The organism is Marinibacterium sp. SX1, assembly GCF_050389775.1.
Taxonomy (GTDB): Bacteria; Pseudomonadota; Alphaproteobacteria; order Rhodobacterales; family Rhodobacteraceae; genus Marinibacterium.
This window is the reverse complement of the sequence record NZ_CP177144.1, coordinates 2,472,061-2,496,222: the sequence shown is the minus strand read 5'-3', so window position 1 is coordinate 2,496,222 and position 24,162 is coordinate 2,472,061. Positions and strand designations below refer to the sequence as shown.

Below are 24,162 nucleotides of genomic sequence, written 5' to 3'. Positions count from 1 at the left end.
AAACGTTTCAGGCGGCCTACCCCTACGGGGCAATTCTTTGGGCGCAGCCCTTGGACTGGTGACAGATCATGATCGGACTCTTTCCAGCGCCGCCTTCCGCCAAAGCGTAATATTCTCGAAATTGCCAAATGACCGATATTGCTTTTTCCGACCACTAAAAGATTGGACCGAGACCATGGCTCCCCTGAACCAATTGATGCGAGACTATTTGGATCGCGACTGGCGGGCAGAAATGCCAGCCGAATGGCGGGATTTTTTTGCAGATGTCGAGCCGGATCTGGATGGCCTTCCTGATTGGGAGGTGCCTGAAGTATCCCCACCTCGTCGCGTCCACGAACTGCCGCGGGAGGCCGGAGGGCAACCTGAAATCGCGCACATGAGCCGGGCCTTCGACGGCCTCACCCCGGACCAGGTCCGTGTCGTAATCCTTGGACAGGACCCCTATCCCAGACCGCAACGCGCTACCGGGCGTGCGTTCGAGGATGGACTTTGGAACGCAGAAATCCCAATGGCCGTAGCCAACAGTTTGCGGCGTCTTCTCCAGTCGGCGGCAGCCTGCGAGCATCCAGGCCTTGCAATATCTGAAGCAGAAGATGATTGGGACAGCATCTGTGATGCAATTCGAAGGGGGGCAATCCCTTCCCCTGCAACGCCAGCATACTTCGATCATCTGGCCGTAGAAGACGTCCTGTCGGTCAATGCGGCCTGGACTTTTACGGGCACCAACGATGCAATGAAGCGTGCCCATCTCCGGATGTGGAAGCCTGTCATGAAGCAACTGCTCCGGAAACTGACATGGCGAGATGGTGACGTCCCGATTGTATTCCTGCTGCTGGGTGCTGATGCTCGAACTCTCTTTCGAGTTACCGTGGCGACTTCATTCCGGAGCGATGCTATAGATGGGTCGACGCGTCTTTCAACCGTGTATTGCGACCATCCAGCATATCAAGGCGGCAGGCCTTATTTTGCCTGTGGAAATCCCATGCGCCGTGTGAACCACGCATTGGAGCGGCTCGGAGCTGAGCCAGTTCGATGGTGGCCGCCCGAGCACTGACAACCAGACGCACCAGAATGACGACTGAACACTATAATGCCGTGGACGTAGGCCTCCTGGATCACAGCGATGAGCGCTTTCTCTGCCGTCCGGCGCGGCTCCAGGGGGCTGGGGAGGTAGCTGCCCATGCGCAGCTTGGGGATCTCCAGCGCGATCCGATCGGCGCGCATACCCCAGTCCCGGTCGCGGTATCCGTTCCGCTGGGCCTTCCTCACCGGCGAGCGAACGCCCTGGGCCGCACCTGTCCGCGCCTCGATCTCGGCTTCCATGATACGCTCGGCTGCAAAGGCCAGCATCTCACGCACGAGGTCGCCATCGGCCTGCTTCTCAACCAGCTCGATCAGAGCCATACTGTCGTCGGTCATCGTCATCTCCGTCTCAGGGTTCAGGTGTCGCAACCCAAACCTTCTCCGAAGATCGACGGTGACCGCCAGCGTCGCCTAAGGCTCCAACGGCAGCTTCCTACATCACGCGCTGGGGCACTATCGCCCTTGCGGCAAGCCAAGCTCTCCGCGACAGACATATCGAACCTCGCGCCCTCCGGACCGCGATGCGCAGGCTCGGCGTTGGCCTGACGGCGGCGCTTGCGCTCGAAGCACTCCTGCGCGGGGCATCAAGTCCCGATCATCCGCGCTTGACGCCGGTTTTCTTCCCGCACTTGCCAGATGGCACAGGTTACGGCACATATGTTTACACACTGCGGAGTCGGACGGGAGTCGCTCCATAAAACTGCTTCGTTTTCAATGCCTTGAGGCCGCCCCTCCGGACCCTACCGCCGGAGCCATAATCAACCTAACCAGTTGGTACTGAAAGAAAACGGAAAGTAGCTCCGTTCACATTCTCCCTTAGGTGCGATCCTGGCACACAGGCCGCACACATGAGGGGCACAAGTGGCTCACATACTGTGTCTCCCTTGGTTCCGCGACGGATTAACCGTCGAGGCCAGCATGGCAACCTTTCGATATCTGCACCGCAAGGGCGACCGCTTTCACTTCCGCCGTCGGCTCCCCGATTTTTTTTGCATCCGTTCCTGCAGTTCCTTTGCCCTTGGGGACGACAGACCAAAATCTTGCGCATAATTGGGTAAGACACCTGACCCAGGAGTCCGATCGGATGTTCGACAGTTTCGTTTTCATGGCGCCGCCACTGCCCGAAGAGCTTGTAGGGCGGTATTTCCGTCATTGCCTTGAGGACAGCCTGTTCTCCCTACGCCGCCAGGTGCGCATGGCCCGGATGAGCGGCAGGTTCGGTGCAGATGATGAAACCCGCCTCTATTTGCTCTATTTGATGCCGGTGAGATGCCGGTGATCCTGCAGAGCCTTCTGGAGGATGGCATCCGCGACAGCCTCCCGCTGCAGCGGGTCGACCATGCATGGTCGCCGGAGACCCTGGGTATCGCGATGCACCTGTATTCGGTGGAAGCCCGCCGCATCCAGTCCCCGGAAGAAACGCGCCGGATTCAACAGATCCTTCCGGACATCAGGGTGCCGGACCTCACCAGCGCCGAGCATACTGGACAGTTGCGCGACGGCACCGCGCCGACAAACTTTGCTTCCCTCCGCAATGAGGTGCAGCACCGCGATCTTAGTCCAACCGTGCGCGACATCGTCATCGACATTCCCAAGGACGCCGAACCGTCACCGCACCTGAAAACCGCCGAACCCTTGGAACCCACAGGACCCGAAGTCCCTCGCGAGGATCCCGAGGCCCAACCATCAAGGCCATCCGGTCCCGCGCAGGCTGCAAACTGTCCTGCGCAACCCGCAGCCGACATTGCACGTCCGGCCCCGAAATCCGTCTGCAAGACCATGGCAACCCTCGCCGATCATTTCGCGGCTTGTAAGGATGCTGCCCTGGCCGCCGATTCCGCCACTTGGTCCCCGGACATCGCCCATGTCTTCTGTCGAGCCGTGCGGTCGGAAGACATGACGCCAGCGGTTGCGAGGCAGCGCGAATCTGGCCTGCTGCCGGTTTTGTGGGCACCGAGATAAGGTGTTCATGAAACTGGAGAATTCACATGACGAGAAGAGCATTCAGCCGCGAGTTGAAACAGGAAGCGGTGGAGCTGATAACGAAGCGTGGCGTCAGTACGGCGCAGGCTTCAAGAGATCTTGGAATACACGCGACTGTACTTCGCCGGTGGGTGCGGGCATCTGAGATAGACGGGTCGGCTGCGTTCCCCGGACACGGCAAGCTAACCCCGGAACAAGAAGAGCTCAGAAGCCTGCGGCGCGAGGTTTCGAAACTGAAGGCGGAGCGGGACATCCTAAAAAAGGCCGCAGCCTACTTCGCCAAGGACCGGCTGTGATGTTTTGGTTTGTGGCGAAACACCGAGGGGTGTGGCCAGTCAGTTGGATGTGTGACGCGCTCGGTGTGTCACGGAGCGGCTTCCATGCCTGGCTGACGCGACCACGCAGCAACCGGTCGATCCGCGATGAAGAGCTGTCGCTGGCGATCCGCGCGAGCTTTCTGCGTTCAGACAGGACCTATGGCGCACGGCGGGTCTGGCACGATCTTCTTGAAGAGGGCTATTCCTGCGGGTTGCATTGCTTTGAGCGACTGATGCGGCAGGCGGCCTTCAGAGCTCGTCCAAAGCGTCGGCAACCACCGAAAGACGAGGGCACGAGATCGATCAAAGCTGCCAATGTGCTTGAACGTGAGTTCGATGCGGATGGTCCGAACCAGAAGTGGGTAGCGGACTTCACCTACATCTGGACAGTGGAAGGCTGGCTCTATGTCGCCGCCGTCATTGATCTCTTCTCGCGGCGTGTCGTCGGATGGCCAATGAGCGATCAGATGACGTCGCAGATGGTCACGGACGCCTTGATTATGGCGATCTGGCGCAGAGGTCGACCAAAGGAGCTACTGCATCATTCCGACCAGGGCAGCCAGTATACCAGCGAACCATTCCAAAGGCTGATGGACGACCACGGCATCACCTGTTCGATCGGCCGGTCCGGAAATGTCTGGGACAATGCTGCGATGGAAAGCTTCTTCTCTTCGCTGAAGACAGAACGGATCAAACGCAAAACCTACCGAACCAGAAAGCAGGCGCGTGCAGATGTCTTCGATTACATCGAATGCTTCTACAACTCGAAGCGCCGCCACTCGACCATAGGCTATCTAAGCCCTATCACATTCGAGGAGCGAGCTATGAAAGCTTAAGTTGTCGTCCACGAAACCGGCAGCAGGCCAAACAGTGAACCGGCGACATTCGGTTTCGCCACAACCTGGAGCTACTGCCCGGGCCCATCAGAGGGGCCCGTTTCAAGGGCTGCAAGGTCTGCCAGGAACTCTGAAACCGGCTCGGTGCCGGAGAGCCATAGGAAATCTCTGGCACGTGTAGCGGCGACGTAGAGCAGATGGCGTTCAGTCGCCATGACCTCGTCAAGTTGCGCCTCATCCAGAGCAACAAGCAGCCGCGCATTGTCCGGGAGAACATCATGGTTCAATCCCGCGACCGCAACGGCCCTGAACTCGGCACCCTTCGCATCATGCATCAGCATGACTTGGGCCTTCAGGCCTTCAAACTGTCTCACCTGAACCGCCGAGCGGACCAGAACGGCAATTTCGTCCGCCTCGACACCACGACTCCGAAGGTCATCAATCCATTGTCCAAGTTCATCGTGTTCCCGATGAGGATCATCGAAGATCCGAATAGCCGGTGCTGGTCCGTCGAAAACCGAGGTCACACCCAGGCGGCTTTCTTCGCTGCCATCGGCTTCTACGAGGGTTTCAGGCAGCAACGTGTCGCTGCGCCTCCGGATCTGATGGGACGTCCTGTAATTCACCTTCAGGCTGCGCGAGCGTCCACGTATGTCGATGCCAGCAGCGGCCCATGGAAATGGAGCACGGAAAATCCTCTGGCCGATGTCGCCGGCGAAGAAGAGACCGTTGGGACTCGCACCGAGAGCGTCGGCCAGCAAAAGAAGCTCCGGCACCGAAATGTCCTGCGCCTCGTCGACGACGACATGTGTCCATGGGAATTTGCCGTGGCCGCGCAGGTCATGCGCACTCGATGCCTCCGTGGTAAGGCCTTGCACCTCAAGCCGCGACCTCGTGGCGTTAAAGACAGCCCATAGGGCCTCGCGCCGTGAGGCCGCCATGCGCTGCTTCCGACCGAGCCGCGGCAGATCGCGATACGTCTCGGCATCCCGAACGTTCCACGCATCGATGATAAGGGACCATTCATCGAAAAGAAACTCCGGATCGAAAGTGAGTGACGCTCCTACCGCAGCCTCTTCCAGGAAACGTCGCAAGGTCATTTCGTCGACGATGTCGACTCCGCCGAACCGCTCGGCATGAAGCCTGTGGATCACGGACCCCAAGCTTTCGACGGTGATCCGATCCATGACCAAAGGCGGCGCCACCAGCGGCAACTTTCGACGAAGAAGGTCGGCCAGACGCCGGTTGAAAGTGGTCAGCAGGACGTGAGCAGACGGATCGGCGGCGAGGCGCACAGCACGGTGGAGAGCGACCACGGTCTTTCCAGTGCCAGCAGAGCCGATCACCCGCGCCGGGCCGTTGAAGTCGCGATCCACGTATTCCCGCTGTGCCGGATGGAGGAAAACGGTCCATTTCTCCCAAGGAGCATCCAGCGCCGCACGGAGTTCTTCGACGTCCTCCACAACACGGAACCGCCGCAGCGCATCCGGGTGAGACCACGGGTCCTGTGCGGTCGCGAAAGCAATGGAGGGTGTCGGCCGTTCCCCGGTAGCCGCGGCGAGGATGGCGTCGGCAGCCTCGGACGGCAGATAGCCTGCAATATCCAGAACGGTTTCGTCCGTGGCTTCCCGAACGGTGCCGATCCAGTCCTCCGGGACGCCCCAGGAAAGAAGAGTTTCGTTGGACTCAGCCTCGAACAGCCGTGGCAGGAGAACGGCCTCTTCGACGAACCGTTGGACGACAATATCCTCGACGGTTTCGCGCGCCTCGACGATCTGGATTGCGCCGGTCTTCGGGTGTGCCTCGATTCGCCGGGTCTCGGCCCAACGATAGGCGGCATCATGGTGGCCAACCCATGCCAGCAGCGTATCGCCGTCGGTCTTGTGGATGACCATCCGGATGTCCCGCGTGACCCGAGCGGTCCAGAAGTTCGGATCCTTCGCCCGATCGACACGGTGCATTTGGAAGCCGGGGAGGCTCGGATCCATCTGGAAGTCGAAGGCGGATTGCTTGACAGCTTTCTGCTCCTGCGGCGTCAGCTTGGCCAGTGCGTCGTAGAAAGTGTCGGCGATGCGGTGGGTCACTCGCTCAAATCTCCGACATTTTCTTGCCGGTTACTGTGTCTCTCCAGTCATTTGTCCCACTCGAGTTCCCGTCTTTGACAACTCCAGCCGCGGCGCTCGGACTATCGAACACGTAATCGCGGGAAAACCGCAGAAGCTGTAAATCCCGATGAGGGACCAGCACTCCGTCTCTCACGAGCTTGTCGCGCAGCGGTCGGTCACGCTTCACGAAAGGCGAGCCGTCTACCATGGCCGTAGAACCCGCGTGGACGACGAAACCACCTACTGTTTTGGACGCTACTGCATGAGCTTTTTCTATCAACAGGAAAAACTTATCCATCCACTTACACCCCCAGCACCTTCATGACCTCGTCCCCGAGGTGGTTGATGACCTTCACAGCCACCCTGCCCGACTTCGGCCGCGCAAACGGACGTGACACCGTCCGTTTCAGGCTTTCCCAGGCCTCCTCGTCGATCTCTCCCTTCAGCGTGGTTTTGAGCTGCTTGTAGGGGATGTCCGCCCCGGGGAAATATGCGTGACGAACGAAAAAGCTCTCTTCGTTGTAGTCGGTATCGATGAACCAGCAGGCGATGTCATCGGGCTCTGAGGACACGACTTCTCCGGTTGCGGGCTTGAAGATATCGACGCCCAGAAGCTCGATCCTGATCTTGTCACCCTCCTCTTTCACAACAATGTCCGGCTCGCCGAAGACGACGAAGAGGTTGCCGCCGCCGGACTTCAGATCGCCCGCCATATGCAGGTCCGGGTTCATGCGGGCTTGGAGGATCGGCAGGCGACCCAACTTGCGGGTCTCGGCCGTGTGGGCGTCGTAGTTGAAGGCGCAGGTGATCAGGATGTCGAAGCCCATGTCGACGGCCTCGCGCGCGGCGGCGATCAGGTCGGCGCGTTGCAGGGTGCCGTATTCGGGGCCGAGGAAGATGCCGGCCTTCCGCTCCGTCTCGCCCTCCATGTAGAGCCCGACGGCGGCCAGCCATTCGCCTCCGGTCGCCTGGAGGGAGGTGAAGGTGATCCGGTCCTCCTTGTCGGACTGCTGGACCCCGGCCTTGGCGAGGTTGTCGAGGATGGCCGTGCGGTAGTTCTCGGCCTCCAGTTCGCGCCCGCTGCGCTTGCCTTGGGCTGCGTCATGCTCCTCAATCAGTTCGCCGTGTTCGTTCACCGCCTGGGTGCGGTGCGGCGAGAGGCTTTCGACAGTGAAGGGTCCGGCGACGCGGACGCGCTTCCTGTCCTCGAAGGGCTTGTCGTAGAGGTATTCGAAATCGGCCTTGGCAGCGATGGACTTGTCGATCTCGGTCTGCCGGGCGATGCGGGCCTTCCAGAACGCTTCATGAGACTTCACCGCGGCCTCTGGCCAGGGTGTGACAGGACCGGGCGGCAGGGTGTCCTCGGTCCACGACCCCCCCAGGGTTCGGTTGATCTCTGCCAAGGCGGAGGCATTCCCGTCCTTGGCGGGACCATGCAGTTTGATCAGGCTGGCGGGCCATGGTGTCCCCGGTTCGCGAGGGATTTCCCATTCCATGAAGCCGTTCGCCGGGGCCATCTCTCCGCTTGGCAGTTCGACCTCGCCCGTGGCGGTGAAGTCGATCTTCTTGTCCTTCCGACCGCCGGATTCGACGGTGAAGGGCGCGGGGTGGCTTGCGAGGGCGGCATTGAGGGCAGCGCGGGCCTCCTCGACGGCCGGTTGCAGGGTGTCCCAGATCGTGTCGATCTCGGTGTTGTTGGCGATGGACTTGAGCGTGATGTGGGGCACGCGGTCGTAGACGAAGCCATGGCGGATGTCGCCATAGGTCGCGGCGGTGGCGGGGGCGGAGCGGGTGACCTCGGCCTCCTTCTTCTGCCCCTCGGGGCTATCGGCAAGCAGATACCAAGGGTAGCGCGCGCCCATGATCCGGGCCCGGGCGAGCGCGAGCGCCACGCGCGAGGTGTCGATGGTGATCCAGCGCCGGCCCCATTGCTCGGCCACATAGGCGGTGGTGCCGGAGCCGCAGGTGGGATCGAGCACGAGGTCGCCGGGGTCGGTGGTCATGAGGAGGCAGCGAGCTACGGCTTTTGTGCCACTCTGGACCACATACACTTTATCCTCGGTGAAACTTCCAGTGCTGGTATCTTGCCAATCAACATTGATTGGGATCGCCGCGAAATCGAGCAAGTTGCGAACGTAGCGAAGTGCAATTCCCCCCTTTGTGAGCCTGGAAGCCATAGCCAGTCGCGACAAGCCCAAATCGTTTGTCTTCCATCCTCCCTTAGTAGGCCGATACGTTTCACCGAAATGATTTCTTGGAATCTGCGTCGTGGCCACGCCGGTCTGTGAAGTCAGATTGTCTGAAGCAACCAGCCGCCAACCTTCGGGTTCGTAATCACGTTCGAAGTCCTCGGCGGCACGAAGGCCTTTTACAGTCATCCCATCGGGACTCTGAACTCGATTGTAGCTTGCAGCACCCTCGGCGCCAGCTTCCTTCCCTCTGTAGGGCTGCCGGTATTTGAGTTTCGGGCGGCTCTTCGCGAACCAAACGATGTAGTCCTTTACTCCAGCCAAAACCTCCGTGCCGATGGCAGGGCTACCAGCTCCGGTTGTCTTCCTATACGAAATCAAAGCACAGAAATTCTCTTCTCCGAACACCTCATCCATGAGCGCCCGCACACGGTGAACGTTCTCGTCCCCGATCTGGACAAAGCAAGACCCGCTCTCGGTCAGGAGTTCCCGCGCCACCACCAGCCGGTCGCGAAGGTATTGCAGGTAAGAGTGTATGCCGTCGCGCCAGGTGTCTCGGAAGGCCTTCACCTGCTCGGGCTCGCGGGTCAGATGCTCCAGCTTGCCGTCTTTCACCGCTGTGTTGGTAGTGGACCACTGGAAGTTGGAGTTGAATTTGATGCCATAGGGCGGGTCCATGTAGATCGCCTGGACCTGGCCCTTGAGCCCCTCGCGTTCGGCCAGCGACGCCATGACCTGCAGCCCGTCGCCCAGGATCATCCGGTTCGACCATTTGCGGTGGTGGCGGTAGAATTCGATCTCGGCCTCCTGATCCTCGTCACTCAGGCCGAAATGATCGAAGAGGTCGACGCCCCCGCCCTCTCCGTTGCGCTTGTTGCCGGCGCGCAGGTCCTCGATGATCGCCTTGGGATGCACCTGTTCCTGCAGGTAGATCGGCGGCGCGTCGGCGGTGACGGCGGCCTGGTCGATATCCTTGCCGCGCCAGATCAGCTGGGGATCGAGATCGGGGTTGCGCAAGGCATAGGCCGCCTTGATCGGCCGGGCGTCGTCGGGATCCATCATCGGGGCAAGCTCGGGCGTGGGGATGTTCACACGCTCGTCTTCATGGGTGATGGGGTCGATCTTGGTCTTGTCCTGCGGCATCAGGCTTGTCCTTCTTCGGCCATCAAGGCGGCCGCATATGTCCTCACGCGGTCGACATGCCAGTCGAGCGTCACGTTCCATGTTTGTGTCTGATCGAGCGTGCAGCGCGTGGAGGCGAACAAAGCACCACCCCATTTCGCTTCTCGAATGTCGCCCAAAGTCTCTTCGATATTTGGTATTGCGGTGATGATCTCTTTTCCAAGATCGCCATAGTCAGTCGCTGTTTCAGACAACACGAAAATCATCGCCCTATACCGATGGACCTCGATCGCGATACTGAGGTTCGGATGGCTTGGTAGCGGGAAACACAACCGACGCTTCCGCTGCTCGGATGCGAACTCCGGCAATCGCGCCCGGATCTGATCGAAGTAAGCCGCACGCAAATTCCTGAGGTCACCGCCCTGAGGTTCCACCTTCAGCTTCCGGTTCCACACATCCGGCTTCTCGACCACCTCGAAAATCGGCGCATACGGGCTATCGCCGATGCGGACCACCCGGGCTTTCACGGCAAAGAAGGAAAATCCATCCGCCGTGTGCTGGTTCAGCCACCTGATGGCTGACAGGTGCGGCTCGCGGAATGCAGGCGCTATCCAGACCACTGTCTGCGCTTCCAGACCGGCCAGATACGTCATAATCTGACCGAGATGAGTGTGGTCTGTCGTTTCAAGCTGGTTCTCGATCAGAACGACCGTGTCATCCATCGGATTGCGCGCAAGGATATCAGCCGAAAATGTCTCGACCGCTACCTCGGTCCCGGTCAGTTCCAGGGGGACCCCGATGGCATCAGACAGATGGTCGATATTCGCTGCCAACCAAGGTGTGAACTGGAGAGCCTCGTGTTTCCAGGCATCACGAAGGGGAAGGTCGACGAGCCGCCCGAACTGGATGTCGGTCATGCGGGCACCGTCCCGAGCATCTTCTCGATCACCTCGTCCAGTGCGGGTCCGAAGTCGTTGATGTCCCGCAGCTCTGCGAATCCCCACTTGCCGTAGGTCCCGAGACGGTTCACTGCCGGGATCCATTTCGCGCGCATAGTTTCGGCCTTCAGCATGGCATCATGGCCCCGGTATCCCTTGACCTCGATGATGAGAGTCGTCGGCTCCGGCGCATCAAGGCGGACCAGGAAGTCAGGTCGGTAGACCCTGGACTCGCCTTCCATCAGATAGGGCACGTCGAGGCCGAGGTTGTGGTTCTTGGCGTAGGAAAGCACTGCCGGATGGTCCTCGATCCGGGCGGCCAGCTTATCCTCCCAGTCGCTGTCAGTGATGATCCAGTTCAGGTGCGACTTGTCGGGACGCGGCTGGTAGCGCGTGGCCTTCGTCGTGTTGAAGTTGACCCCCAGTGTGGATCCTGTCGGATTGTAGGGATCGAGGACGGCGCGCAGGACGCTGTCGCCGCCTGGTTTATCGATCAAGGCGCCAAAAATCAGGTCACAGACCTCGTCAGCGATCTCGCGGTAGAGAAGCTGGGCTGGAACGGTGCCCCCGGTGCAATGCAGGTGCCCTTCGGAGAGCCACTGGTTGACGATCCGCTTCGCTGCCGGGATGAGGTGCATCCGGGGCTTCTGATGGGCATCGCGGAGCTTCTCGAACACCATGTGCTTTGCGACATGGTAGGCGATCGTCGACTGCCGGGTGGTGCGAAGGTATTCGAGCGTGAGCTTCTCGCTCTCGCCGACGATCCCCTGCATGGTGACCTCAGCGGCCGAGGTTTTTTCGGTTGTCAGGACGTAGCGCTCCATACCCGAGAAATCGACGTCGAGCCGATCCGAGGGCAGGTCTGCGACGTAGCCGATCACCCGCGGGAAGGTAATTTCGAGTTGGTCGCGGTCAGGTGAGACGGCCCGGACATTCACCACGTCGCGCGGCTGTTGCGGCGGTGCAATTCTTGGCTGAGCCGAGAAATTCAGACCGTCGATCCCCATGATGTCCGCGTATTCGGTGCGGAACAGCCCTGTCTCCGGATCCGCATCGTAAGACAGACGTCGGAGGGCCCGGCCGATGACCTGCTCGCAGATCAGCTGGGTGCCGAAGGCGCGAAGGCCCAAGATGTGCGTCACGTTGTTCGCATCCCAGCCCTCGGTCAGCATCGACACGGAGACAACGCAACGGACCTGCTCTCCCAGGCGCCCCTTCTTCCCGACGGTGTTCATCACCTCGCGCAGGATGTCGGCATCGGTGAGGTCTTGGTTGCCACCCCGCTCAGCCTGTTCCCGGCGGAAGGCCTCGATTTCTTCGGCATGGGCGTCCCGGAACGACTTGTCGACATCACCGCCTGCTTCGAGCGTGGCGCTATCAATGAGAATCGTCCTGGGTCGAGGCAAGCGGTCGCCATCTGTCGAGAAATTGGAGAAAAGTTCGCACTTTCCTTTCACAGTCTCGATGACGCCGTTCGCGTCCTCCCGCTCGTAACCGGCCATATAATCGCGCAGCAGCTCCGAGTTTGTTGTGTTGTTGCAGACGACGATAAAGACCGGGGGAATGCCGACACCCTCCGCCTCCCACAGCTTGTAGGTCTTCTCGTAGTGCCCATAGAGCGCGTCGATGGCGGTCTTCAGGGGGATCGGCAGGCTCTGCGGATCCGGCTTGGCGCCCTTGGTCTTCTTCGGCATCTTCTTCCCGATGGAATCCCAGAGCTTCAGGTAGAGGGGCTCGGGCTGACCCGGGAGATTGTCGGCTACAGGGACGCGCGGGAGCTTCACGATCCCGCACTCGATGGCATCCATGAGAGAAAAGTCCGAGATCACCCAAGGGAACAGGGTGCCTTCGATCCAGCCTGAGCCGGAGAGAAAGAACGGTGTCGCGGAGAGATCATAGACGGTATGGACGCCCAGCTTTTTCTTGGCGGCTTCGATACCCGAGATCCAGAGGCGCGCGGCTTCTGCGTTTTCGTCAGCCTCTTTTTTCTCGTCACCCGTCAACTTGGCGACGATGCCGCCAGGTCGCTCGCGATAGCAATGGTGGGCTTCATCATTGATTACGTTGATGCGTCCGAGACCCATGAGTTCGGGCATAACACGTTGCAGCATCTGTCCTTCGCTCTCCAGGGTGGACAGGGCATCGCCGTGTCCTTCCAGAGCAGAACGGGTGCCCTTCGCCAGCTGAATTTTCTCACGCAGCTTGAAGGCGTGGTAGTTCGTCAGGACGATCTTGGCCCGTTGCATGTCCTGCATCAGATCGCCGGGGACCAAGTTAAGGCGCTGATAATAGCTCTCCGCATCATTCGGCAACAATACCCGAAGGCGGTCACGGATCGTAATACCAGGGGTGACGATCAGAAATCCGCGGGAATAGGTCTTCGAATTGGGGGAGCGAACGGCATTCAGCGTCTGCCATGCGATCAGCATGGCCATCACTGTCGTTTTCCCTGCACCTGTTGCAAGCTTCATGGCGACGCGAAAGAGATCCGGGTTCGCCTCCGCGTTCGCGGTTTCCAGACGCTTGCGAACCCGCTTTCCGCGCTCGCCCATTTTCGGCGCGACTTCGGTCATCCAGATTGCTGTCTCGACGGCTTCGAGCTGACAGAAAAAAGGCCGAATGGCCTGGCTCTCGTCGCGCTGGATCGCACGCCAATGTTGGAGGAGCCGCTGCGTAATAGGTGTCACCTGCCAGTCATTCGGGTTCGGCAGCGCCCGCCATGCATCGACCTGGAATCGCATTTCGTTGACGAACTCGGTCACGTTATAGGCGACATCCTGTCCCTCAAGTCCCGCAGAACTGAGTTCCATCTCGTTCTGGCGGCCACCTTTGACGCTCTTGGGCTTCGGCATCGCCGAAATAAGTTCGGACTTTCGCCTGCTCGAAACTACTGTGTCGGTCGGCCGGCCATCGCCGTCCAATTCCCAATGCTGCTGGGGCACAAAATAAGGCGAGTTAAGAATTGGCCGCACAAAAAATGACATGGTCGTCTCGATTATTTCCTGCTCACGGCTACTTAACCAAAGGATGTTCTCCATGGCAATCAGCCAGGAAGATGCCTGAAGGCATCATTATATGCGCAAGACATTAGTCCGGGCACACCTGCCAGTTGCTCGTATCGGACGCACGTCCAAGGAGGCTGGCATCGACTGCTCGGCCATCGCCACAGCACCCCGTTGTCGACCATCGAACCCGGGAGCAACTGCTATCCCCGACGTTGGTTGAAATCCGAACACGGGGGCTTGGCCTGTGCACTTCTTGACCCGGTGCACAGGTTACGGCACATTCGCAGGCACATCGCCGGAACCGATCCGGAAACTCTGGAAAATTTCCTTTGATTTCAACGTGGTTTACTGGAAAGCACCTGTCCCTACCGCCGGAGCCATAAAAAGCCCTTCAAGGTGAAAGCCTTGGAGGGCTTTTTTAATTCCCGCTCCGCCGCGAAGGCCCAGCAGTTTCTGCCCGCCTCTCCCCCACAGGCGGCCCTGACGCCGCCGCCTGCCCGACACCCGTCAGATCAGGAAGTCGCTCTCGGTCAGCCCTGTCACATCCAGCGCCAGGACCTTCATGTCGGCCGCGCCGTCGCGGTCGATATCGACGGAAATGATCGTGTTGCCGTCCCGTTCCCGCGTGGCCAGCGTACGACTGCCGGCCACGAGGCCGCCGCCGATGGACAGGGTCAGGTTGTTCGCCACGGACGAGAAATCCAGCACGTCGCGCCCCGAAACCGCATCCAGGATGCGGTCATAGCCCGCCGCTTCGGCACTGTCGGAAACCTTCATGAACATGAACACATCCGCCCCGGCATGGCCGCGCAGGATGTCCTGGCCGGCCCCGCCGATCAACACGTCGGCGCCCTTGCCCCCGCGCAGATCGTCGTTTCCGTTCAGGCCCTTGAGCCGGTCGGCCCCGTCATCGCCCCAGAGCAGGTCCGCCCCGTTGCCGCCCAGCACCAGGTCATCGCCGGCCCCGCCGCGTAGGGTGTCGCCGTGCTGGCCGCCGAGGATCGTGTCGTCGCCCGCCTCGCCCAGGATCGTATCGCGCCCGGCCCGGCCTTCCAGCCGGTTGGCGCCCTGGTTGCCGATGATCTCGTCGGCCTTGGTGCCCCCGATCGCGTTCTCGATCAGCCCGCGCAGATCCCCCTGGTAGAGCCGCGCATTGGCCAGGTTGCCCCGCGCCATCCGCGCCGCGCTGTCGGATGAGAAATCGAGATCGGCCAGCTGAGCCTGGGAAAAGGTCGACCAGGCCCCGGGCCGCAGGTCCAGCTGCAGCGCCGTGGTGTAATTGCCCAGGTCATAGGTGTCTTCGCCATGGCCGTCCCAGATCGTGCGAAAGATCCGGTTGGCCTCGGGTCGGCCCTGACCCTCGCCATTGATCGACATCTCGCCGGTCCCCGGATCGAAGGTATAGACCGTATCGCCCGACCAGATCCGTCCACTGGCAGAATGATCGGCGCCATAGAGGAATTGCAGCGCGGCGATGTCCAGCTGCATGAAGCTCTGGGCAAAGCCCCCGGTCTCGTTGCGATAGCCGTCATGTGCGTCGCCCACGAAGGCCGCATAGCTCATGACGGTGAATTCGGTGCTGTCCAGCGCGCTGCCGCCAAAGCCGGCCGCCTCGTGGGCATGTTCCAGGCCCAGCATGTGGCCCAGTTCGTGAATGAAGGTGAACTCGGCATAGTTGCCGGGCGTCGGATCCCGGGTTTCGGGGCCGAAGAACCCGTCGCCGCCGCTGTCGAAGGCATTGGGATAATAGGCCGAAGCCGTGGGTTCATCGGCCTTGGCCACAAAGCGCAGGGTGGCCGCAGCGTGATCGGCGCTCTCCTGGAAGCCAAGGTTGGTAAAGCTCTCGACCTGGGCCAGCGCCCGGCGGGCAGAGGCCTGCTGGGCGGCGCTCAGCTGGGACAGCGGGTCGCCTGACAGATAGTCAAAATCTGTCACATTGTCAGGGAACGCGTATGTCAGCACGGGATCGGCCCATTTCACGGGATAGATCCAGGCACCGAAATCGTCGGACGACGTGCCCGACGCGGCGAGGGTGGCCATGTAGAATTGCCTTCGTATCAGGAGGATGCGCCACACGGGCGCATCCGGTCAGTGATCCGGCCCGCCCCGTCGGCAGGCCAGGGATGTCAGAGCAGGAAGTCGTTCTCGGTCACGTCCAGCGTGCCGATCAGGAAGAACTTCATCTCGGCCTGCCCGTCACCATCGGCATCGACCATCACCGCCGTGTTGCCCTTATTCTCGCGGGTGATGGCCATGGCCAGCCCCTCGCTGAACCCGCCGCCGATGGACAATTGCAGCGAGCCGTCCGAGATCCTTGCCAGGTCGATCAGGTCGTCACCGCTGGTGAAATCCTGCACACGGTCCAGTCGCGTGCCGTTGAGGCTGTCGTCGACCGACCAGAACCGGAAGGTATCCGCCCCGGCCTGGCCATACATCCGGTCATAGCCTTCGCCGCCGATCAGGATGTCGTCGCCCGCGCCGCCGACCATGAAATCGGCCCCGTTCTGGCCGCGCAGCACGTCGTTGCCGTCAGCGCCCTTCAGCGTGTCGTTGCCATTGGCCCCCGACAGGATATCATCGCCAAATCCGCCGAACAGCCCGTCATGCCCGCGCCCGCCGATCAGCGCGTTGGCCCCGTCATTGCCCAGCATCTTGTCATCGCCGTCGCCGCCGATGGCGTTTTCGATCAGCGAGCGCAGGTCGCCCTGGTAGAGCCGCGCATTGGCCACGTTGCCCGCGGCGATCCGCGACGGATCGTCGGAATTGCGGTCCAGGTCGGCCAGCTGGGCCTCGGAAAAGGTCGAGAACTGGCCCGGGCGCAGGTCAATCGCCAGGTCGGTGTCGTAGTTGCTCAGGTCATAGGTGTCCTCGCCATGGCCGTCCCAGATCGTGCGGAAGATCCGGTTGCCCGCCGGCGTGCCCTGGCCCACCCCGTTGATGGACATCTCGCCGGTGTCGGGATCGAACATGTAGACCGTGTCGCCCGACCAGACCTCGCCCGTGGCCGAGAAATTCGCGCCGTACATGAATTGCAGCGCGGCGATGTCCAGCTGCTGATAGCTCTGCGCCCAATCGACCAGGCCGCTGTCATAGGAAAACGTGTCGGTGTCGCCCACGTAATCGGTATAGGTCACCACGGTGTATTCCTGGCTGTCATAGCCCGAAGCCACGAATTCCGGGTATTCATGCCCGTGTTCCAGCCCCATGGCATGGCCGATCTCGTGGATGAAATAGACATAGGCCTCGTTGCCGATCACCGGGTTCTCGGTGCCCGAGCCAAAGAAGGCATCACCGCCCTGGCTGGCCGTCGTCGGCAGATAGGCATAGGCCCCGCCCAGGTTGTTTTCCTGGGCAAAGCGCATGTCGGCCTCGGTCGACTGGGTCTCGGTCACTTCCTGGAAATCCAGCCCGGTAAAGCTGGCGATGTCGTCCAGCGCCCGGCGCACGGCATCCTTCTGCGATTCGGTCAGCTCGGTGACCCGGAAATCGGGCTGGTAGGTGTAATAGCTGCCATCGGTCGGAAAGCTGTAGGTCAGGGTCTGGACGTCCCATTTCTGGTCCCACAGCCAAGGGTCGAACACCTCTCCCGACTGGCCGGTCTCGGTCACTGCCGTCATGCGAAAATTCCTTGAAGCAATCGATGGTCCATGAGGGCCCTGCCGGCCCCTTGTGCAAGTATCGGCGACAATCGCCGGGCGCGCAACACGCGGGGCCCGGAAACGGGATATTCTTCCGCATCCACGCTTGGCGGGTGACGCCGCCGTCCGCCGGGGGTAGCCTTGGGGCCATGTCGACGCCGATCACCACCATCCGCAACCTCGGCCCCGCGATCGAGGCCAGCCTGCACCGCGCCGGGATCATGTCGGCCGAAGAGCTGCGCGAGCTGGGGCCCGACGCGGCCTATGCCCGCCTGCTGGCCACCGGGTCGCGGCCGCATTTCATCGGCTATTACGTGCTGGTCATGGGCTTGCAGGGCCGGCCCTGGAACGATTGCAAGGGCGCCGAAAAGACCGCCCTGCGCGCCCGGTTCGATGCCATCAAGGCCCGGGCCTTCGATCCCCATCGCAGCGCCTTCGAAGCGGCGCTGGACGAAATCGGCGTGATCGAACGACGGCTGCCGTCCTGACATGACAACGGGGGCCAAGGGCCCCCGCCGATCTTTTCATGGCCGTGTCATGGCCGCGCCGGCAGACCTGCCAGGCCCACGGGGCCCGGGGCGCCGCGTCGCGGCTTAGCCGACGATTTCGCAGCCAGCGAAGAAATACGCGATCTCGACCGCGGCGGTTTCCGGCGCGTCCGAGCCGTGGACCGAGTTCTCGCCGATCGATTCCGCGAATTCCGCGCGCACGGTGCCCGGAGCCGCGTCGGCCGGGTTGGTTGCGCCCATCACTTCACGGTTCTTGGCAATGGCGCCTTCGCCTTCCAGAACCTGCACCACGACCGGGCCCGACGACATGAAGTCGCACAGCTCGTCGTAGAACGGACGCTCGGCATGCACGGCGTAGAACGCGCCGGCCTGTGCCTTGGTCATGTGGATCCGCTTTTGTGCGACGATGCGCAGGCCGGCATCCTCGAACTTGGCGTTGATCTTGCCGGTCAGGTTGCGGCGGGTTGCGTCGGGCTTGATGATCGAAAAGGTGCGTTCCAGAGCCACGGGATCTCTCCTGTCCTGCGCAGGCCCCAATGGCCCGGCGTTCAAATCGGCGCCCGCCTAGCATGGGGCCGCGCCTTTGGGAAGGCCTGACTGCGCCGCCCGCGCGGGGCCTGACGGCCCGTCCCGCCCCACCTTGGCACGCCCATCGCCGCCCGGCGTCCGCGGCCTCTGGCCCCGCGCCCGCAGCTCTGCTAGGGGCCTTGCATGCTCAGGATCGAAAACATCACCTACGCGGTCGAAGGCCGCCCGCTGTTCGAAAGCGCCTCGGCGGTCATTCCCGATGGCCACAAGGTCGGCCTTGTCGGGCGCAACGGCACCGGCAAGACCACGCTGTTCCGCCTGATCCGGGGCGAGCTCTCGCTGGAAAGCGGGGCCATCTCGCTGCCCTCGCGCGCCCGCATCGGCGGGGTGTCGCAGGAAGCGCCCTCGTCGGATGTCTCGCTGCGCGATACGGTGCTGGCCGCCGATACCGAACGTGCCGCACTGATGGCCGAATCCGAGACCGCCACCGACCCCGCCCGCATTGCCGAGATCCAGACCCGGCTGGCGGACATCGACGCCTGGTCGGCCGAAGGCCGCGCGGCCTCGATCCTCAAGGGGCTGGGCTTCGACGAAGACGACCAGCTGCGCCCCTGTTCCGATTTCTCGGGCGGCTGGCGGATGCGCGTGGCCCTGGCCGCCGTGCTCTTTGCCCAGCCCGACCTGCTGCTGCTGGACGAACCGACCAACTATCTCGACCTCGAAGGCGCGCTCTGGCTGGAAACCTACCTCGCCCGCTATCCCCACACGGTCATCATCATCAGCCACGACCGCGGGCTGCTGAACCGGGCCGTGGGGTCGATCCTGCATCTCGAGGACCGGCAGCTGACTTTCTACCAGGGCCCCTATGACCAGTTCGCCCGCCAGCGCGCCGAAAAGATCGCCCTGGCCGAGGCCATGGCCAAGAAACAAGAGGCCCGCCGGGCGCATCTGCAATCTTATGTCGACCGGTTCCGCTACAAGGCCGACAAGGCCAAGCAGGCCCAGTCGCGGCTCAAGGCGCTGGCCCGGATGCAGCCGATCTCGTCGCCGCAAGAGGCCGCCCTGCGCGCCTTCACCTTCCCCGAACCCGAGGAAATGTCACCGCCGATCATCAATCTTGAAGGCGGTGTGACGGGCTATGGCGAGACGCCGATCCTGCAAAAGCTGAACCTGCGCATCGACCAGGACGACCGCATCGCGCTGCTGGGCAAGAACGGCCAGGGCAAATCGACCCTGTCCAAGCTGCTGTCGGACCGGTTGCCGCTGATGGCCGGCAAGATGACCCGGTCGTCCAAGCTGCGCATCGGCTATTTTGCCCAGCACCAGGTCGACGAGCTGCATGTCGACGAGACCCCGCTGGACCACCTGCGCCGGCTGCGGCCGGCCGAGGCACCGGCCCGCTGGCGGTCGCGGCTGGCCGGGTTCGGGCTGGGCCCGGCCCAGGCCGAAACCGAGGTCGGCCGGCTGTCAGGCGGTCAGAAGGCCCGGCTGTCGCTGCTGATCGCGGCGATCGACGCGCCGCACATGCTGATCCTCGACGAGCCGACCAACCACCTGGACATCGAAAGCCGCGAGGCGCTGGTCGAGGCGCTGACCGATTACTCGGGCGCGGTGATCCTGGTCAGCCACGACATGCACCTGCTGTCGCTGGTGGCCGACCGCCTGTGGCTGGTCTCGGGCGGCACGGTGCGCAGTTTCGACGGCGATCTCGAAGCCTATCGCGATTTCCTGCTGGCCCGCGACAAGCCGGCCGAAAAGGCCACGCCCAAGGCCCGGCCGCGCCGGCCGTCCAAGGACGAGATGACGGCGCTGCGCTCCGAGGTGCGCAAATGCGAAACGCGCATGGCCAAGCTGGAGGAGATGCGCGAAGAGCTGGCCCGCCGGCTGGGCGATCCTTCGGCCTATGAAGAGGAAAACACCGCCAAGCGCGAGGTCTGGCAGGCGAAATATGCCGAGGTGATGGAGGCGCTGGAGCGCGCCGAAACCCTGTGGATGAGCGCGGCCGAAAAGCTGGAAGCGGCGGAACAGGCGGCCTGACAGAAAATGTCAGCCTGTCAGGACGGATGAATTCGGGATGAGGATCGGCCGGGCGCGGCACCGGTGAATGACAGGGGGTCCAGGCATGGACGTGCAATTTGTCATGACGGCGTTCGTGACGCTTTTCGTGGTGATCGACCCGCTGGGCATGACCCCGCTTTTCGTGGCCCTGACCCAGGGCATGACGGCCGAGGCCCGGCGCAACATCGCCCTGCGCTCCTGTGCCGTGGCGCTGGTCGTGCTGACGCTCTTTGCGGTCTTCGGGGACAAGGTGCTGGGCTATGCGGGGATTTCCATGCCGGCCTTCCGCGTGGCCGGGGGCATCCTGCTGTTCCTGACCGCGCTCGACATGCTGTTCGAACGCCGCACCAAGCGGCGCGAGGACCAGGCCGACAAGGGTCACAGCGATCCCGACGATGACCCTTCGGTCTTTCCCCTGGCCATTCCGCTGATCGCGGGGCCCGGGGCAATTGCCTCGATGATCCTGCTGACCGGCCAGCATCCGGGGATCGAAGGGCTTTTCGTGACACTGGGTGTCATGGTGTCGGTCATCGCGCTGGTCTTCGTGCTGTTCCTGGCCAGCCCGCTGCTGGAACGGGCCATGGGCCAGACCGGCACCAATGTTGTCACGCGCATCCTGGGCATGCTGCTGGCCGCGCTGTCGGTGCAATTTGTCATGGACGGGCTCGCCGCCTTTGGCATCGCCGGCCCGTCCTGACCGCCCCCGACACGCCCCACCCGTCCCGCGCATCTGGCACAGGCGCCCGGTGCCGCCTATATCGGCTGTCAGGAGAGTGGCATGAACGAATTCCAGACCGGCAACCTGATCTATTTCGTGCTGCTTGGCGCGGCGCTGATCACCATGTTCATCGTGAACAACCGCCAGGGCATCGGCGCGACCCTGCGCCAGATGCTGACCTGGGGGCTGATCTTTCTGGCCGTTCTGGCCGGCTATGGCCTGTGGGAGGACGTGCAGCGCACGGTGATCCCGACCCAGACCGTCGTTGCCTCGGAAAACCGCATCGTCGTGCCGCGCAGCCCCGATGGGCATTTCTACCTGAACCTGGCGATCAATGACCGCAATATCCGCTTCATGGTCGATACCGGGGCGACCGACATGGTGCTGACCCGGGCGGATGCCGACCGCGCCGGGATCGACCCCGACAGCCTGCAATATTTCGGCCGGGCCCTGACGGCCAATGGCGAGGTGCGCACCGCGCCGGTGACGCTGGACAGCGTGTCCCTGGGGCCCTTCGTCGATCGCAATGTCACGGCCAGCGTCAATGACGGGGCGATGGAAACCTCGCTCCTGGGCATGCGTTACCTCGATCGCTGGACCCGGATCGAGATGGGTGGCGGCGAGTTGACGCTGACCCGCTAGGCCCGGCCGCTCCCCACTCCTGACAGACACCTGACAGGGTTCAGGCCTCGGCCTTCTTCTCCCAGCGGCCGCTTTCCTCGGACCAGTATTGCGCCTTGCAGCCCGCGGCAGTCAGCTGCTTCCACTGGCCCCGGGCCACCTGCAACGCCGCCTCGTCGCGGCCGTCAAACAGGATGCAGGCCCGCTCCAGCGCCTCCGCCTCGGCCGCTGTCACTTCGGCCCCGTCTACTGACATAAGGCAGGCGCGATCGCCCAGATCCTGACGTTCAGCTGTCAGGAGCACCGGTTGCAACGCATCATGCGGCCCGCCGGCCAGCCCATGCGGCAGGAAATGTTCCTCGGGGCCCAGCCACAGCTTGTCGTCCAGCCAGGCCATCCTCCGGGCGTCGGTGCCCCGCACGGCAATGCGCCAGCCGGCCTGCATGGCCCGGTCCAGCAGCATCGGCAGCACCGCCTCGAGCGGGCGGCGGGTCAGGTGGTAGAAATAGACAGCGCCCATGCCGCTTCCTTCGCTTCACGTCCCGCGCGGATCATAGCTGCCGATGGTCCAGACATGGCCCTCGGGGTCGCGCAGCGAATAGCTGAGCCCGCCATGGTCCTGTTCTTCCAGCGGAATGATGATCGTTGCCCCGGCCGCCATGGCCTTGGCATTGTGGGTTTCGACATCACCGACAACCACGTACATCACCGTTGTTTCGCGCCCCCCGGTGTCACGGGGGGCGGTCATGTAGCGCGAGAACGGCGTGTCCGCCTCGGGTCCGAACATGAACAGGCTGTCGCCCATCCGCATCTCGGCATGGACGACCTGGCCCGCCGCGTTGCGGTGGATGGCCACCTCCTGCATCCCGATGACCTTCTTGAGGAACGCCAGCGCAGTCTCGCAATCGGCGTATCGGGTGGCGGGGATCAGCATCGGACCAGGCCCTTGTCGCCCCGGGGTTACTCGGCCTCGAACGCGTCGGCAACCAGACGGTTCAGCGCGGCGACGCCCCAGCCCGTGGCGCCCTTGGGCGCGAAATCGGTGTCCGACTTGACCGAGGCCACCCCGGCGATGTCGAGGTGAATCCAGGGCTGGCCGTCCTTGATGAACCGCTGCAGGAACTGCGCGGCGGTGATCGACCCGCCGGCCCGGCCGCCGACGTTCTTCATGTCGGCGATAGAGGATTTCAGCAGGTCGTCATAGGCCTTGCCCAGCGGCATCCGCCAGGCCCCGTCGCCCTCGGCCTCGGCGGCCTTGAGGAACTTGTTGCAGAAGGCATCATCGTTCGAGAACACGCCCGCATTCTCATTGCCCAGCCCGACGATGATCGCGCCGGTCAGCGTGGCCAGGTCGACGATGCCCGCCGGTTCGAACCGCTCCTGCGCGTACCAGAGCACGTCGCACAGCACCAACCGCCCCTCGGCATCGGTGTTGATGATCTCGACCGTGTCGCCCTTCATCGATTTGACCACGTCGCCGGGGCGCGTCGCCCGCGCCGAGGGCATATTCTCGACCAGGCCCACCAGGCCCACGACATTGGCCTTGGCCTTGCGCAGGGCCAGGGTCTTCATCGCCCCGGCCACCACGCCGGCGCCGCCCATGTCCATGGTCATGTCTTCCATGCCCGCCGCGGGCTTGAGCGAGATCCCGCCGGTATCAAAGACCACGCCCTTGCCGACCAGCGCCAGCGGGGCCGCATCCTCGGCGCCGCCCTTCCATTGCATGACCACGACCTTGGACGGGCTGTCCGACCCGTGCCCGACGCTGAGCAGCGTGCGCATGCCCAGCTCGGCCAGCTGATCTTCTTCCAGCACCTCGACCTCGAGCCCGATGGCGCGCATCTCGTCCAGCCGGTTGGCGAATTCGGTGGTTGTCAGGACATTGGCAGGTTCGTTGGTCAGATCGCGGGTAAAGAACGCGCCCTCGGCCACCGCCTGCAGCGGGGCAAAGCCGGCTTCGGCCTCGTCGGGATTTGCCACGTGCACATCGGCGCCGGCCGGCGCGGCATCGGCATCTACGGCCGTCTTGTGCACGCCGAACTTGTAATCGCGCAGCTGGATGCCAAGGGCAATTTCCGTTGCCTTGGGGTGACTTCCGGCCATGAGTTGAAGTGATTTCGCACCTTTCAGCTTGCCCAGGGCCGCACCCGCGCGCCGCGCTTCGACCGGGGTCACCCGCTTGGTCAGAACCAGGATGTCGAGCGCCTCGGCCGCCATGCCCGTGGGCCAGGCCAGCGTCACGGTCTTGCCCGAGCCGATCTTGGCAAAACCCTCGCTTTCGATCAGCCGCGCCACCGCGCCCCTGGTCAGCTTGTTGGCCCGACGACCGGCGGGATCAAGCTTGCCCTCCGGGGTGACGATGATGGCAACCCGGCCGGTCGCCGCCCCCATGCTGTCGATGTCGGTGGCCAGAAATCGGATCGGTGCAAGCGCGCTCATGTCGTCCTCCAAGAAGTCACAAAACTGACCTAGCCTGCGCCCGGCTTCTTGACCAGAGAGCAGTTTTCGCTTC

General features: G+C 62.7%; 19 protein-coding genes and 1 pseudogene. 8 read left to right on the top strand and 12 right to left on the bottom strand.

From position 1 onward, the window contains the following. The first annotated feature begins 175 nt into the window (after positions 1 to 175). The gene (locus ACK3BB_RS11165; protein WP_428924725.1) at positions 176 to 1,054 is read left to right on the top strand and encodes a uracil-DNA glycosylase family protein; all 879 of its coding nucleotides are present in this window, start codon (positions 176 to 178) and stop codon (positions 1,052 to 1,054) included. A 35-nt stretch (positions 1,055 to 1,089) separates the two neighbouring features. Here ACK3BB_RS11165 and ACK3BB_RS11160 read toward each other — a convergent pair. After that, positions 1,090 to 1,419, bottom strand: a pseudogene (locus ACK3BB_RS11160) (transposase); the annotation flags it as partial. A gap of 748 nt (positions 1,420 to 2,167) precedes the next feature. On the opposite strand from ACK3BB_RS11160, the gene ACK3BB_RS11155 reads away from it, so the two are divergent. The 3 genes from ACK3BB_RS11155 to ACK3BB_RS11145 all read left to right on the top strand — a co-directional run bounded on the left by ACK3BB_RS11155 (position 2,168) and on the right by ACK3BB_RS11145 (position 4,219). After that, entirely contained in the window at positions 2,168 to 2,362 is a 195-nt protein-coding gene (locus tag ACK3BB_RS11155; RefSeq protein WP_428924724.1) for a hypothetical protein, read from the top strand. Continuing rightward, entirely contained in the window at positions 2,359 to 3,045 is a 687-nt protein-coding gene (locus ACK3BB_RS11150; protein ID WP_428924723.1) for a hypothetical protein, read from the top strand. Before ACK3BB_RS11155 ends, ACK3BB_RS11150 begins: the two co-directional genes overlap by 4 nt. A gap of 26 nt (positions 3,046 to 3,071) precedes the next feature. After that, a protein-coding gene (locus tag ACK3BB_RS11145) for an IS3 family transposase (protein ID WP_428924722.1) occupies positions 3,072 to 4,219 on the top strand; the annotation gives its coding sequence in 2 pieces (ribosomal slippage) (positions 3,072 to 3,321 and positions 3,321 to 4,219; 1,149 coding nt in all). 71 nt (positions 4,220 to 4,290) lie between these two features. Here ACK3BB_RS11145 and ACK3BB_RS11140 read toward each other — a convergent pair. The 7 genes from ACK3BB_RS11140 to ACK3BB_RS11110 all read right to left on the bottom strand — a co-directional run bounded on the left by ACK3BB_RS11140 (position 4,291) and on the right by ACK3BB_RS11110 (position 17,195). After that, on the bottom strand, positions 4,291 to 6,303 hold the full coding sequence (locus tag ACK3BB_RS11140) for a 3'-5' exonuclease (protein WP_428924721.1): 2,013 nt from the start codon (positions 6,301 to 6,303) through the stop codon (positions 4,291 to 4,293). Positions 6,304 to 6,307: 4 nt separating this feature from the next. Beyond that, positions 6,308 to 6,622: a DUF4357 domain-containing protein gene (locus ACK3BB_RS11135; protein WP_428924720.1), complete on the bottom strand. Its 315-nt coding sequence runs from the start codon at positions 6,620 to 6,622 to the stop codon at positions 6,308 to 6,310. Positions 6,623 to 6,626: 4 nt separating this feature from the next. Then, positions 6,627 to 9,656 carry a site-specific DNA-methyltransferase gene (locus tag ACK3BB_RS11130; RefSeq protein WP_428924719.1) on the bottom strand — a complete coding sequence of 1,010 codons (3,030 nt, stop codon included), beginning with the start codon at positions 9,654 to 9,656 and terminating at the stop codon, positions 6,627 to 6,629. After that, a complete protein-coding gene (locus ACK3BB_RS11125; protein WP_428924718.1) occupies positions 9,656 to 10,552 on the bottom strand; it encodes a hypothetical protein in 897 nt (298 codons plus the stop codon). The genes ACK3BB_RS11130 and ACK3BB_RS11125 overlap by 1 nt, the downstream gene beginning before the upstream one ends. Continuing rightward, entirely contained in the window at positions 10,549 to 13,557 is a 3,009-nt protein-coding gene (locus tag ACK3BB_RS11120; protein WP_428928724.1) for a BPTD_3080 family restriction endonuclease, read from the bottom strand. Before ACK3BB_RS11120 ends, ACK3BB_RS11125 begins: the two co-directional genes overlap by 4 nt. 528 nt (positions 13,558 to 14,085) lie before the next feature. Then, the gene (locus ACK3BB_RS11115) at positions 14,086 to 15,618 is read right to left on the bottom strand and encodes a M10 family metallopeptidase (RefSeq protein WP_428924717.1); all 1,533 of its coding nucleotides are present in this window, start codon (positions 15,616 to 15,618) and stop codon (positions 14,086 to 14,088) included. A gap of 86 nt (positions 15,619 to 15,704) precedes the next feature. Continuing rightward, positions 15,705 to 17,195, bottom strand: coding sequence for a M10 family metallopeptidase C-terminal domain-containing protein (locus ACK3BB_RS11110; RefSeq protein ID WP_428924716.1), 1,491 nt, complete (start codon positions 17,193 to 17,195; stop codon positions 15,705 to 15,707). Positions 17,196 to 17,365: 170 nt separating this feature from the next. On the opposite strand from ACK3BB_RS11110, the gene ACK3BB_RS11105 reads away from it, so the two are divergent. Beyond that, positions 17,366 to 17,704, top strand: a complete 339-nt coding sequence (locus ACK3BB_RS11105; RefSeq protein WP_428924715.1) for a TfoX/Sxy family protein — start codon at positions 17,366 to 17,368, stop codon at positions 17,702 to 17,704. A gap of 105 nt (positions 17,705 to 17,809) precedes the next feature. Here ACK3BB_RS11105 and ndk read toward each other — a convergent pair whose 3' ends face one another. Further along, positions 17,810 to 18,232 carry a nucleoside-diphosphate kinase gene (ndk, locus tag ACK3BB_RS11100; protein ID WP_428924714.1) on the bottom strand — a complete coding sequence of 141 codons (423 nt, stop codon included), beginning with the start codon at positions 18,230 to 18,232 and terminating at the stop codon, positions 17,810 to 17,812. 204 nt (positions 18,233 to 18,436) lie between these two features. Between ndk and ACK3BB_RS11095 the strand changes: the two genes are divergently transcribed. The 3 genes from ACK3BB_RS11095 (at position 18,437) to ACK3BB_RS11085 (ending at position 21,671) form a co-directional block, all read left to right on the top strand. Next, on the top strand, positions 18,437 to 20,290 hold the full coding sequence (locus ACK3BB_RS11095) for an ABC-F family ATP-binding cassette domain-containing protein (protein ID WP_428924713.1): 1,854 nt from the start codon (positions 18,437 to 18,439) through the stop codon (positions 20,288 to 20,290). An 85-nt stretch (positions 20,291 to 20,375) separates the two neighbouring features. Continuing rightward, positions 20,376 to 21,008 carry a MarC family protein gene (locus ACK3BB_RS11090; RefSeq protein WP_428924712.1) on the top strand — a complete coding sequence of 211 codons (633 nt, stop codon included), beginning with the start codon at positions 20,376 to 20,378 and terminating at the stop codon, positions 21,006 to 21,008. 81 nt (positions 21,009 to 21,089) lie between these two features. Then, positions 21,090 to 21,671, top strand: a complete 582-nt coding sequence (locus ACK3BB_RS11085; protein WP_428924711.1) for a retropepsin-like aspartic protease family protein — start codon at positions 21,090 to 21,092, stop codon at positions 21,669 to 21,671. A 40-nt stretch (positions 21,672 to 21,711) separates the two neighbouring features. Here ACK3BB_RS11085 and ACK3BB_RS11080 read toward each other — a convergent pair whose 3' ends face one another. From ACK3BB_RS11080 to ACK3BB_RS11070, 3 genes are read right to left on the bottom strand one after another with little or no spacing between them, the layout of a single operon-like run. Next, positions 21,712 to 22,170: a DNA polymerase III subunit chi gene (locus ACK3BB_RS11080; RefSeq protein ID WP_428924710.1), complete on the bottom strand. Its 459-nt coding sequence runs from the start codon at positions 22,168 to 22,170 to the stop codon at positions 21,712 to 21,714. A 15-nt stretch (positions 22,171 to 22,185) separates the two neighbouring features. Continuing rightward, entirely contained in the window at positions 22,186 to 22,584 is a 399-nt protein-coding gene (locus ACK3BB_RS11075; protein ID WP_428924709.1) for a VOC family protein, read from the bottom strand. Positions 22,585 to 22,610: 26 nt separating this feature from the next. Then, positions 22,611 to 24,089, bottom strand: coding sequence for a leucyl aminopeptidase (locus ACK3BB_RS11070; RefSeq protein ID WP_428924708.1), 1,479 nt, complete (start codon positions 24,087 to 24,089; stop codon positions 22,611 to 22,613). Positions 24,090 to 24,162 lie beyond the last annotated feature (73 nt).